Below are 11,157 nucleotides of genomic sequence, written 5' to 3' on the forward strand. Positions count from 1 at the left end.
CGATGTTGACGAGATGGGCCGCTTGTTCGTGAGTACCGTTTCCCGCAATCGCGGGATAGCTGAAAGAACTATCAGGGACACCGAGGCCGCATGTTTCTTAGCGGCTGATGGTGTGCAACTGGGGTTGGCTGATCAAGTGGCCTCGCCTGATGTCGCATTCCGCGATTTATTAACATTGGTTGGAGAAAAGTAATGGCGAAAATTAAAGGTTTTACACACCTGTTTGGCCTAGGAGCCAAAGCAACAGAAGAGACAGAAGACGATAAGAACAAGGCCAAAAAAGCCAAGGGACGTCAGGCTGAAGAGGATGAACAAGACCCTGATGCCGAAGAGAACGATGACGACTCAAACGATAACCCTGATGATCAGGACAAAGACCCTGATGCCGAAGACGACAGCGATGATGCTGATGCGGACGAAGGCAGTGACGACGATGGCGATGATGATACTGATGATCGCAACGTTAAAAAGGGGCGTCGTGCTGAACGTAACCGCTGTGCGCGTATTTTCGGTAGTAAACATGCTACCGGGCGCGGTGATTTAGCGGTCTCTCTGGCGCTCAATTCTGGCATGAGTTCCGCCGCCGTGATCCGGGTGCTTGCCTCAACTACCGCTACAGCACCGGTATCTGCCAGCGCTCCGCGCAAACGCTCTTTGGATGAACGGATGCAGGCAGTAGGCAATGCCCAACCCGGTCAGGACGCCGCTGCTGCATCAAAAGGTGCATCAATGGTTACCAGAATGACCAGTCTCTATGACTCAGCAAAAGGTAAAAAATAATGGATAACATCGGACAAAATGCGTTTCAGCCGGGAATGCGATCATCTTTGTTTGTTCCAGACCAACTGGTTGCCGGGCCATTGCAACTGGTGACAGATACCGGCGTTATTGCTCAGGTCGCTTTCATTCATATGCGCGGTACCGTGATGGGTAAAGTTACGGCATCCGGCGAATACACCAAGTCGGTTAAGACCGCCACCGATGGCAGCGAGGTCCCTGTTGCCATCCTTGTTGATAACGTGGATACCACAACTTCCGCCCAGCGCGGTGGCGTTTATCTGATGGGACAGTTTAATCAGAACAGTGTTATTCACGATGATTCATGGACGCTGGCCGAGTTAAAAACCGCTCTGCGTTCTTATTCCATCTTCCTCGAAGACAGTATCCAGGCGCCCGTTTAAACCTCACTTTCTCAATTTGCACCCAATGTCATTCATTTGGCATGGGTTTGCTCGTCTTCAATCGTTGTCTGGCGGCGCTGGCTGCCAGCAAATTAAAAGAGATACTCCATGAATATTTACGATACCAATGTGCTGGTGGGTCTGGTTCCCAACCTGAAAACAAGCCAGAACTGGTTACTCGATCGCTTCTTTCCCAATGTGGTGACCCATGATACCGAAGAGGTTTCCATCGATGTTGATATTGGTAAACGTCGTATGTCTCCTTTCGTTTCCCCGTTAGTTGAAGGGAAGTTGGTGGAGAGCCGCAAGTATCAAACCAATACGTTCAAACCGGCTTATATCAAAGACAAACGCGCACCTGATTTGCGTAAACCGATCCGCCGTCAGATGGGGGAACGCATTGGTGGGGAATATACCGCCGCAGAACGTGAAATGATAAATCTGCAGTTTGAAATGGAAGACCAGATCGACATGCTGAACCGTCGTATGGAATGGATGGCCGCCAGTGCGCTGACTAAATCTCAGATTACCGTGGTGGGGGACGGGTTCCCGACTACGGTCATTGATTTTGGTCGCTCCAGTAACCTGACCATTACCTTGAGTGGGTCAGATAAATGGCCTTTATCGGTCGCTGCCGGTGCAACCAATACCCAGCCATCAGATGATATTGAAGACTGGCAAACGCTGATGTTGCAAGAGTCAGGGGCGGTGGCCACTGACTTGGTATTTACAACTTCCTCATGGAAAGCGTTCCGTCTGGATACCACCATTAAGGACAATGCTATTACCTTCCCAGCATTGAGCCCGTTTGGTAATCAGGTTGATGCGGGGCCGCGTGTCAATAAGGGCGCGGTTTATAAAGGTCGCTGGGGCAACTTTGATTTGTGGCTGTATAACGATTGGTTTATTGACCCTGTTGATGGCATTGAGAAACCAATGATCCCTAATGGTGCTGTATTGATGGGTAGCGCTGACTTGATGGGGACTCGCGCCTTTGGTGTCATTCTGGACCCTGAATTTAATTATGGGCCTCTGGCTTTCGCACCTAAGTCATGGGTTATGCCCGATCCTGCGCAGCGTTACCTGTTGATGCAATCTGCTCCGCTGGTCATTCCAAGCCGGGTAAATGCCTCCCTCTGTGCAACGGTGGTGTGATATGGCTAAAACACCAGGTAAGCAGCAAGCCAGCATTAGCGAACTGGGCGGCTTGCCGCCTGAGTTCGAAGCTGACACTCAGCAGCAACAGATTGTTGCGCCGGATAACAGCGAAATACAGCCTGAACCGAAAGTACAAAACGTGACACCCATTGCCAATGAGCCTGCTGAAACACCAGATATACAGGAAAAAACGGCTGATGATGAGGCGTCAGATGATCATTTTGCTGACGACTCTGACGAAATGGAGGTCGTTGTCGTAAAAGGCCAGATCCTGCGCCATAGCGGGGAAACTTATACGGAGAACAGCCGTTTATTTCTGCCACATAGCGACACCAGTCGGTTGATTGATTTGGGGGTGGTCGCGGATGTGAAAGCGTTACGGCAACAGGAGGTGCGCATTTCTGGCCCCTCAATCACTGTCGATGATGGCGTGAAGATAGATCGGGGGAACTGATGGGTATCAACTGGGATCAGCATCTTCTTGCGCCATTGCATTCGGTATTTGGTGACCCGGTTGATTACCGGCCCTCGGGTGGTAAGCCAACTTATACCATCAGCGGCATCTTTGATCGGGCCTACACCACCATCGATACACTGGATGATGGCAGCACCATTAATACCACCAACCCCGTTCTCGGAGTAAGGGACAGTGAGTTTCGTTCACCACCTAAACAGGGGGACCGGGTATTTATTGGCATCGTTGCTAATGAACCGGTCAATACCTTGTTTGCTGTAGCAGATGTTCAGCCAGACAGTCACGGCGGCAGTAAACTCATTCTTAATCGGGTGAAACCATGAATACAGCGCAAGTCAGGAAATTGGTTGTTGATGCCATCATCGGAAATACTGACGCGGGAAACCGCGTCTACTCCCCGCGTGACTGGCCAACCACTGAGGAGATGTATCCGGTTATCTTGGTGCAAACCCTTATCGAGGAAAAACAGTCATTAGGCCGCAACGCCCCGCAGTTCAACACCATTACAACCGTGTGTATCACTGGCCGGTTGCAGGAGCTTGACGGCGAAAATGAGAATGATGGGGCGAATAAGGCAGAGCTGGCGCTCGAACGGTTGCGAGAACAAATTGAGCGGGCAGTGATAAACAGTTATGACCTCACTCGCCAGATACAGCAGTTTGCCCGAGTCCGCTCAACCATTGATCTGGATTCGGGTGGTGAAGGCCATCTGGCTCAATTATTGATGGAGCTGGATATCGAGTATTACCAGGGGCCGGAAGACTTCTATCCCATTAATGCCGACAGATTAGACGGTATGGATGTCACGATCGCCATGCCAGATGGCACTACCGAACCCGTAGTTTCAATCAACCTCCCGGAGTAAACCTCATGATTGTTAAACCCGTAGCCGGTCGCACTGTACGCGACCCGGTTAAGGGCACCTTTTTGCCTGAATCCGGCTCTGAGGTTCCCGATAATTCATTTTGGCGTCGTCGTTTAAACGACGGTGATGTGGTGCGCGAACAACCTAAAGAGGCTAAACCTGCGCCAGAAACCACCAAAGCGGAGAAAACCAAATAATGACTATTCCTTTTACTCATATTCCGAGCAATCTTCGGACACCGCTTTTCTTCGCTGAATTTGATAACTCACAGGCGAACACGGCGACAACGACGCAGCGAACTTTAATCATCGGCCAGATGTTGGCTTCAGGCTCGTTACCTGCGGATATTCCGGTACTGGTTTCCTCAGTGGCTACCGTGGCGGGGCAAGCTGGTGCAGGTTCAATGTTGCATGGTCAGATGGCTGCATACTTAGCGAATGACATCGCCGGTGAGATCTACATTTTACCGTTGAGCGATGCGGAATCCATGGTTGCGGCAACGGGTAAGATTACCGTGACCACGCAGGCATCAGCAACTGGGGTTATCTCTCTGTATATCGCGGGTATTCGGGTGCAAGTCGCGGTGGTGGCGACTGATGAGGTGGCAGAGATTGCCACTGCATTAACTTCCGCCATCAATGCCGCCAGCGCCTTGCCTGTCACTGCTGCTGCGGTGGCGGCGGTCATCACGCTCACCGCTAAAAACAAAGGTGCCCACGGTAACACGATTGATTTGCGGCTGAACTATTTGGGTAGCGCCGGTGGCGAAACAACACCAGATAGCCTAGTACTGACATTTACGCCAATGGCTGGCGGTGCGGGTGCGCCTGAACTGGATGATGCGCTGGCTAATTTGCAGGACAGGACCTTTGATTTCATTATCAATCCATACACTGACACTGCGTCACTGAATAAAATCAAAGACTTCTTGTCAGACAGTACCGGTCGCTGGAGTTATGCCGAGCAGCTCTATGGCCATAGCTTTGCGGCTCAATCGGGGACTTATGGACAACTGACAGCCGCAGGCGAATTACGCAATGATCAGCATGCTTCTCTGTTAGGAGTAAATGGCTCGCCAACACCGAGTTATATCTGGTCAGCGGCTTCTGTTGGCGCTATTGCGCAAAGTCTGCGTAACGACCCCGGACGCCCGTTACAAACCTTGGCAATCAGTGGCGTACTGGCTCCCCCGCTGGCCAGCCGCTTTACCCTGACCGAACGTAATAACCTGCTGCACAGCGGGATATCCACGGTCACTACCACCGACGATGGCACAGTACAGGTAGAAAACATCATCACCACCTACCAAAAAAACAAATATGGCGCGGAAGATGACAGCTATTTGCAGATTGAGACCTTATTCCTGCTGATGTTTGTCACTCGATTCCTGCGTACCCAGGTAACGTCGAAATTCGCCCGTATGAAGCTGGCGGCCGATGGCACCCGTTTTGCCCCCGGCTCGGCGATTATCACCCCGAACGTGATCCGCGCTGAATTGATTGCCCAGTACCAGACGTTGGAATTTAACGGCTATGTGCAGGATGCCAAAGGGTTTGCCAAGGGATTGATTGTCGAAAAAAACGCCAGTAACCCGAACCGAGTTGATGTGCTGTGGACGGGAGTCCTGATCAATCAACTTCGTATCTTCGCCGTTCTCAACCAATTCCGCCTCCAGGCATCAGCATAAGGATTCATTATCATGGGTGATACATCCAATCGCCTCGCGGGGACCGCTTATGTCACCGTTGACGGCCTGACCATCATGGTTGCGGGGCAATTCAAATACAGCCCCTCAAAATTCAAGCGTGAAACCCTGACGGGAATGGATGGGGTGCATGGTTATAAAGAAACCTTTAGCGCCCCGTTTATTTCCTGCCAAATCCGTGACAGTGGCGGCACGTCGATCAGCGATTTTAACGACCAGACCAATGTCAATATTGTCTGTGAATTGGCCAATGGCAAAACGATTATCGGCAGTGGTATGTGGTCGGTAAATACCCAAGAAGTAGATAGCACCGAGGCGACTGCTGATATTCGCTGGGAAGGTGGTTCTGTATCGGTGACGGAGAACTAAGATGTCTGAACTGGAACGCACTAAAACAATCCCCCTCGTTAAGCCTATTTCTCATGAAGCCACTAAAACCACCTATGAGGCTATCGAACTCAGTGAGCCGATATTGATTCAGGTTCAGCAGTTTTATGACGAACAGGCTAAATCTGGTGCACTCAGTGCGATGGGGCTGCTTATTTCGCTGGTGTCGAATGTGCCGCGTGAAGCCATCAAAAAAATGGCTTTCACCGACTATAAAGCCTGTGAGGTCTACATGATGAGTTTTTTAGCCTACTCCCCCCAGGTGGGGAATGGGGTAACGAACTAGCAGATGTGACCTATTACTATGGGTGGGGACCAGCAGATGCCTGGTCCCTGACCTATAGCCGATTACAGTGGTGGTATCAGCAGGCGGTCAGAATTAACAAGGTGAAGGCGGGGAAAAATGGGTAATGCATTTGATTTTGAACTGACCGCGACAGATCAGGCGTCGGCCTCCATTCAGCGTATCGAAGAGGCCGTTAAAAATCTCATTCCTGATCTGGATAAAACCCGTGATGGACTTAAATTAGGGGGGCAGGGATCAGTTGAAGGTATTGACGACCTCAATGCTCGTCTAAAGGGAATGGGGCAGTTTGCGCGTGAAGGTGTGCAGTTTGTTGGTGATTTGGTGCCTCCGTTGAGAATGGTCGGTGAGATAGGCGGTAAGGCGCTCAGCTTTGGTGCGCTGGGTGCGGTTGGCTATCTTGGCGTCAAAGCCGCTCAGGGATTAAGTGCTGCGGCTGATTCGGCCTATTCGCTTGATGTTGCTGCCAAAAACGCCGGTATGTCAGTTGACAATTTTAGCCGTATTAGCGGTGCGATGCAGATATTGGGGGTGGATAGTGATACTGCCCGCCAATCTGTAGAAGGGTTGTACAAGACGTTTAATGACCCCTTGTGGGCGCGGAATGAAACGACACAGGCGTTGCTTGCTCAAAATGGGATCGTCATTGAACGCCTCAAAGATGGCACGGCAGATGTCTATAAAACGCTGGATAACGTTGCCAAGATATTCCCTAAACTATCGCCTCAGACGCAAAAAACGCTGGCGGATGCCATAGGGTTGAACGCGCCCCTTTTAGCATTAATGCGAGAGGGCGCCAGGTACAAAGAGTTACTGGCCAAATCGGATAGTTTGGGCTTAACGGTTGATCCAAAAGTTAATGCGCAACTGGTTGAATTGAATGCTCAGCTCAAGGAGGCCAGCGCGGCAATTGATGGTTTGATGACCAAGGGAAAAATATGGGCAGCCCAAAAACTTTTACCTGATGAAAATATGGTCAAGGGAAGTGCTGCAACTCAGCTTCATGATATGAAGATGCGCGAGAACGATGATGAAAACTCGTTTGCACATGGTGATAAACAGAAAGACATTCTTCATCGGGCGCGAGTAGACGATAAATTCAAAGAGACATTATCGTTTAAAGAGAAAGCCTACTTAACGTTTGGATATCCAGATAAGGATTTTACCCAAAAATTAAATGATCAATACGGTGCCGCTTGGGAAGCGCAGGAAAAGAAACGGCTGGAGGCAGAAAAGGCAGCAGTGCCTACAAATAAACCTTATTTGTTAACGCCATCCACGACCACAACATCAAAATCAGGGCAGGATGCTTTAGGAGTAAGAAATAATAACCCCGGCAACTTACGAGTAGCGCCTAATGCGACAGGTAAAAATGGAGGTTTCTCCACATTTGCTAGTCCTCAGGAAGGGATCGCCGCTCTTTCCCGGCAGTTGCAACTCTATGGTGATAGAGGAAACAATACGCTTTCCGGTATTTTGCATACTTACGCGCCAAGCACAGAAAATAATACGCAGGGTTATATTAATGCGGTTTCTGGTGCAACAGGGGCAAACCCGTATGAGCGGTTAGATCTTCATTCACCTGAAGTATTAAAAAAATTGGTTACGGCCATCATTGGCCATGAAAATGGCTATCAGCCTTATACCTCAGAAGAGATTGATAGTGGTATTAACACCTCGATCAGTGATGACCGCTGGAAAGGGTTGCGTAACCCTAATATTTTATTATCGCAGCGGCAGTTTTTGCCCTCCAACAGTGGAAATCAGAAAGGGAACATAACCGCAGAGGGTATAAACAATCAGTCTTCCATTTTAACTACGCCCAATAATAGCAGTCAGGATATTAACGACATCACTCAAGGTATTGGACGGGAGAAGACTGAAGTTGAGGTTACGCTGATTAATGATAAGACTGGCGAACGTAAAACTATTACTGCAGCAGAGCGAGGGAAGGTGGCGACATCAATGACATATTGATTTATATTTTCGGGTTATACACGTTAAAACTAGGGTTTTATATGAAAATACTATCAATAGTAATTGTTGCTTTGTTTTCTGCTCTGTCACCGTCGGTGATGGCGGCTAGCGGTGATCTGGCTAAATGGCAGTTTCTAGGTGGTTCAATGCCAACCTTAGCTCCAGCCGAGGGGGCGGATTTGGGCATTTATCTGACGATGGTTAATCAAAAAACAAAAAGATTAGCATTGATGGATTTAAGCGGTAAAGGTGTTAGAGCTTGTAAGGAAAATGAAACTTCTGATGTTGAAGATATAGCCCCAATCTCAATCGATGGCGAGTATGTTAAGGTTATAAAAGCCTGTATCAATGGACTAAAGCTAATTCAACCAAAGTCTGATGAAGGTAAAAATATACTAAATAACAAAGTACTATCCGGTACTCCTGTCGTTTTTGACTTAAATGATGGCGTTATCTTGCATTTTCCAGCATCAGACATTGAAGCACTTAACTCTCAGATAAATGCCATGCAAGCAGCTAAATAATACCGGCGCTTATTGAAGTCCCGACACAAAGTAACCACAAACACTCTAGCCCGCCACTGTGCGGGTTTTTTCATTTTAGGAAGGGAATAAAATGTCACTGATCAGTAATGCTCTTTCTGATTTGTTAGGTACGGGCGGCGATAGCTGGCAATGGTCTGAACACCTTCACCCCGCATCCTTCCGTGGGGTTCCCTTTGCTGTGATGACTGCGGAAGGTGTATTCGGCCGTCGTCAGGCCATTCATGAATACCCTTATCGCGATACTGCGTGGATTGAGGATTTGGGCCGAGCGACTCGCCGCCTGACTATCCGTGGTTTTCTTATTCAGAGTAGTGGCCTTTATAACGCGCCTGACGTCATGACTCAGCGTGATTCACTGATTGCTGCCTGTGAAATGCCGGATGCGGGAACATTAGTACACCCAACGCTGGGCGAAATGACGGTCAGTATTCCTGAAAGCGGCCTACGTCTGAATGAGGGGGCAGAGTCGGGGCGGGTTTTTGAATTTACGTTGACCATCATTGAGTCTGGTTTACGGGTATTTTCTGTTACCAGTTCAGCAGATGCCGTTTCGTCGATTCAGTCGTCATGGTTTGGTTTGGCGTCCAAATCCGTTGCAACGTTTATCTCCACGGTAAAAGGAGAGATCCGTTCCGTCACTCAAACCATCAGAACACTGAAAAGTACGGCTGCATTCTGGGTCAATATGGTGAATTCAACAACCAGCGAGGCAACAAACCTTGGGAATATGCTCCGCTCTACATTAGGCCGGGATCGTTATGGCCGCTACAACCACGGCACGGTTGGCGGCAGCGTGTCGGGTGCGACTGCATCCATTAGTACACAAAATGACACGGCCAATCTATCCGCGCTGGTGGCACAAAGAATGGCGGTATCAGTTGAGGGTCGGGAGTCAGTCAACAAGGCCACGGAGGCATTACGAACAGCCGCTACAGTTGAAGGGCATGCGAATGCTGTTCTTGCTGTTGTGAATGCCATCTTGGCCAGCGGAGCCAGTACCCTTGATTTAATCCGTATGATGCAAGAATTAACGGAAGTTGATGACAATACTTTTCGACCTAATCCCAGTGACAGCAATACCGCAGCCGCCAGCTACCAACTCATTATTGTATTGTGCGCCGGTGCGATGGTGTTTGCTGCTTCGCAATATCAACCTGAAAGCTACGACGATGCGGTCGATATATTGACGCGGGTCTGTGATGTGGTAGACAGTGCGGCGCTTTCTGCGGCTGACAGGGGTAATGATGAGGTATACCAGGCACTAAACGACTTGCGCGGTTCAATCGTCACGCTGTTGCAGCAGACCGGCGCGAACCTGTCTCGTGTTGAGACCGTCAATTTTAATCGATCACTACCCGCACTCAATCTGGCCAATCGGCTCTATCAGGATGCACGACGGGGTGACGCGTTGGTGAAAATGGCTAACCCCGTTCACCCGGCATTTATGCCCATCCGATTTAAGGCGCTGAACTCATGAGTGATGATTTGACACTACGCATTGGCAATAAGCTGATTACCGGCTGGGATAACATACGGGTCACGCGCAGCATAGAAAGGTTACCCAGCGATTTCAGTCTGTCATTGATGGACCTTTATCCAGGGAGTAACAATCAACGGTGGGTTAACCCGGGAGACGCTTGTGTCGTTAATTTGGGGGATGATGTTGTTCTCACAGGCTACATAGACCGCTGGGCACCGATGATCAGCCGTAACCGCCGCGAAGTGAGGGCTACAGGGCGGAGCAAGTGCCAGGACTTGGTTGATTGCTCCGCAGAGTGGCCAAACAATGTGATCAGCCAATCGACAGCGCTACAGATAGCTCAACGGTTAGCGATGCCCTACGGCATTACGGTGTCCAGTGATGTTACCGACCTCGATATTGTTCCCCAATTTACATTGAACTGGGGGGAGTCCTCTCAGGAAATTATTGACCGTATCACGCGCTGGGCGGCATTGCTGTATTACGACCTGCCCGATGGCAGTTTATATCTAACTCGGGTGGGTACGCGCAAAGCGGCCAGCGGGGTCGCACAGGGCATCAATATTGAAGATGCTGCGTATAACTCCGGTATGGATCAGCGCTTCTCTGACTATATCGGTGTGTCGATGTCGGTTAGCCAACTTCAAGAGCAGGTACAGGACGCAGGATATGGTTCGGTGACGTTAGCCAGACGTCGCGATCCTGAAGCGGCTCAAATGCGTTATCGCAACCGCATTATCATTGTTGAAAGCACCATGAAAGCGCTAAAACTGGCGCAGCAGTGCATCGACTGGGAAATGAATCGCCGCTATGGTCGCTCTAAAGAACTACTGGTAACGGTCGATAGCTGGCGCGATAAAGACGGCAAATTATGGGAACCGAACACATTGATCCCGATTGATTTACCTGTTTTTGGCTTAAAGGATGAACTCTGGTTGTTATCGGAGGTGACCTATCTCAAAGACGACCAAGGTACCGCCGCGCAAATGGTGCTGATGCCACCCGAAGCCTTCACCGTCCAACCTTATCAGTTTTATTCCAATCTTATGGAGATGAATCAGTGATGAGCGAATCAGGGCA

15 protein-coding genes are annotated in these 11,157 nt (G+C 49.6%); all 15 read left to right on the forward strand.

The window, feature by feature from the left end:
• On the forward strand, positions 1-193 hold a 193-nt coding region (locus ACNSO8_RS05675; protein WP_418394070.1), incomplete at its 5' end, for a S49 family peptidase.
• Entirely contained in the window at positions 193-780 is a 588-nt protein-coding gene (locus ACNSO8_RS05680; protein ID WP_418394071.1) for a DNA primase, read from the forward strand. The genes ACNSO8_RS05675 and ACNSO8_RS05680, both read left to right, overlap by 1 nt.
• Entirely contained in the window at positions 780-1,181 is a 402-nt protein-coding gene (locus ACNSO8_RS05685) for a head decoration protein (RefSeq protein ID WP_418394072.1), read from the forward strand. Before ACNSO8_RS05680 ends, ACNSO8_RS05685 begins: the two co-directional genes overlap by 1 nt.
• A 108-nt stretch (positions 1,182-1,289) precedes the next feature.
• Complete coding sequence (locus tag ACNSO8_RS05690; RefSeq protein WP_418394073.1) at positions 1,290-2,336, forward strand: major capsid protein; 1,047 nt, start codon at positions 1,290-1,292, stop codon at positions 2,334-2,336.
• Between the two features lies 1 nt (position 2,337).
• Complete coding sequence (locus tag ACNSO8_RS05695; protein ID WP_418394074.1) at positions 2,338-2,793, forward strand: hypothetical protein; 456 nt, start codon at positions 2,338-2,340, stop codon at positions 2,791-2,793.
• Positions 2,793-3,137, forward strand: a complete 345-nt coding sequence (locus ACNSO8_RS05700; RefSeq protein WP_418394075.1) for a head-tail joining protein — start codon at positions 2,793-2,795, stop codon at positions 3,135-3,137. Before ACNSO8_RS05695 ends, ACNSO8_RS05700 begins: the two co-directional genes overlap by 1 nt.
• A complete protein-coding gene (locus tag ACNSO8_RS05705; RefSeq protein WP_418394076.1) occupies positions 3,134-3,679 on the forward strand; it encodes an ATP-binding protein in 546 nt (181 codons plus the stop codon). The genes ACNSO8_RS05700 and ACNSO8_RS05705 overlap by 4 nt, the downstream gene beginning before the upstream one ends.
• A gap of 5 nt (positions 3,680-3,684) precedes the next feature.
• Positions 3,685-3,876, forward strand: coding sequence for a DUF2635 domain-containing protein (locus ACNSO8_RS05710; RefSeq protein WP_083159848.1), 192 nt, complete (start codon positions 3,685-3,687; stop codon positions 3,874-3,876).
• On the forward strand, positions 3,876-5,366 hold the full coding sequence (locus tag ACNSO8_RS05715) for a phage tail sheath subtilisin-like domain-containing protein (protein WP_418394077.1): 1,491 nt from the start codon (positions 3,876-3,878) through the stop codon (positions 5,364-5,366). The genes ACNSO8_RS05710 and ACNSO8_RS05715 overlap by 1 nt, the downstream gene beginning before the upstream one ends.
• 12 nt (positions 5,367-5,378) lie before the next feature.
• The gene (locus ACNSO8_RS05720) at positions 5,379-5,753 is read left to right on the forward strand and encodes a phage tail tube protein (RefSeq protein ID WP_049602789.1); all 375 of its coding nucleotides are present in this window, start codon (positions 5,379-5,381) and stop codon (positions 5,751-5,753) included.
• A gap of 1 nt (position 5,754) precedes the next feature.
• Complete coding sequence (locus ACNSO8_RS05725) at positions 5,755-6,057, forward strand: phage tail assembly protein (protein WP_418394078.1); 303 nt, start codon at positions 5,755-5,757, stop codon at positions 6,055-6,057.
• 117 nt (positions 6,058-6,174) lie between these two features.
• Positions 6,175-8,052 carry a hypothetical protein gene (locus ACNSO8_RS05730; RefSeq protein ID WP_418394079.1) on the forward strand — a complete coding sequence of 626 codons (1,878 nt, stop codon included), beginning with the start codon at positions 6,175-6,177 and terminating at the stop codon, positions 8,050-8,052.
• A gap of 41 nt (positions 8,053-8,093) precedes the next feature.
• Complete coding sequence (locus ACNSO8_RS05735) at positions 8,094-8,576, forward strand: hypothetical protein (RefSeq protein WP_418394080.1); 483 nt, start codon at positions 8,094-8,096, stop codon at positions 8,574-8,576.
• Positions 8,577-8,667: 91 nt separating this feature from the next.
• On the forward strand, positions 8,668-10,074 hold the full coding sequence (locus ACNSO8_RS05740) for a DNA circularization protein (RefSeq protein WP_418394081.1): 1,407 nt from the start codon (positions 8,668-8,670) through the stop codon (positions 10,072-10,074).
• Positions 10,071-11,141, forward strand: a complete 1,071-nt coding sequence (locus ACNSO8_RS05745; protein WP_418394082.1) for a phage baseplate assembly protein — start codon at positions 10,071-10,073, stop codon at positions 11,139-11,141. Before ACNSO8_RS05740 ends, ACNSO8_RS05745 begins: the two co-directional genes overlap by 4 nt.
• Positions 11,142-11,157 lie beyond the last annotated feature (16 nt).

The sequence above is a fragment of the Yersinia sp. LJYL362 genome (assembly GCF_048323875.1).

What these genes read in the sequence shown, in the direction of transcription:
- ACNSO8_RS05680 (WP_418394071.1), top strand. Translation starts at nt 193, where the DNA reads ATGGCGAAAATTAAAGGTTTTACACACCTGTTTGGCCTAGGAGCCAAA.
- ACNSO8_RS05685 (WP_418394072.1), top strand. Translation starts at nt 780, where the DNA reads ATGGATAACATCGGACAAAATGCGTTTCAGCCGGGAATGCGATCATCT.
- ACNSO8_RS05690 (WP_418394073.1), top strand. Translation starts at nt 1,290, where the DNA reads ATGAATATTTACGATACCAATGTGCTGGTGGGTCTGGTTCCCAACCTG.
- ACNSO8_RS05695 (WP_418394074.1), top strand. Translation starts at nt 2,338, where the DNA reads ATGGCTAAAACACCAGGTAAGCAGCAAGCCAGCATTAGCGAACTGGGC.
- ACNSO8_RS05700 (WP_418394075.1), top strand. Translation starts at nt 2,793, where the DNA reads ATGGGTATCAACTGGGATCAGCATCTTCTTGCGCCATTGCATTCGGTA.
- ACNSO8_RS05705 (WP_418394076.1), top strand. Translation starts at nt 3,134, where the DNA reads ATGAATACAGCGCAAGTCAGGAAATTGGTTGTTGATGCCATCATCGGA.
- ACNSO8_RS05710 (WP_083159848.1), top strand. Translation starts at nt 3,685, where the DNA reads ATGATTGTTAAACCCGTAGCCGGTCGCACTGTACGCGACCCGGTTAAG.
- ACNSO8_RS05715 (WP_418394077.1), top strand. Translation starts at nt 3,876, where the DNA reads ATGACTATTCCTTTTACTCATATTCCGAGCAATCTTCGGACACCGCTT.
- ACNSO8_RS05720 (WP_049602789.1), top strand. Translation starts at nt 5,379, where the DNA reads ATGGGTGATACATCCAATCGCCTCGCGGGGACCGCTTATGTCACCGTT.
- ACNSO8_RS05725 (WP_418394078.1), top strand. Translation starts at nt 5,755, where the DNA reads ATGTCTGAACTGGAACGCACTAAAACAATCCCCCTCGTTAAGCCTATT.
- ACNSO8_RS05730 (WP_418394079.1), top strand. Translation starts at nt 6,175, where the DNA reads ATGGGTAATGCATTTGATTTTGAACTGACCGCGACAGATCAGGCGTCG.
- ACNSO8_RS05735 (WP_418394080.1), top strand. Translation starts at nt 8,094, where the DNA reads ATGAAAATACTATCAATAGTAATTGTTGCTTTGTTTTCTGCTCTGTCA.
- ACNSO8_RS05740 (WP_418394081.1), top strand. Translation starts at nt 8,668, where the DNA reads ATGTCACTGATCAGTAATGCTCTTTCTGATTTGTTAGGTACGGGCGGC.
- ACNSO8_RS05745 (WP_418394082.1), top strand. Translation starts at nt 10,071, where the DNA reads ATGAGTGATGATTTGACACTACGCATTGGCAATAAGCTGATTACCGGC.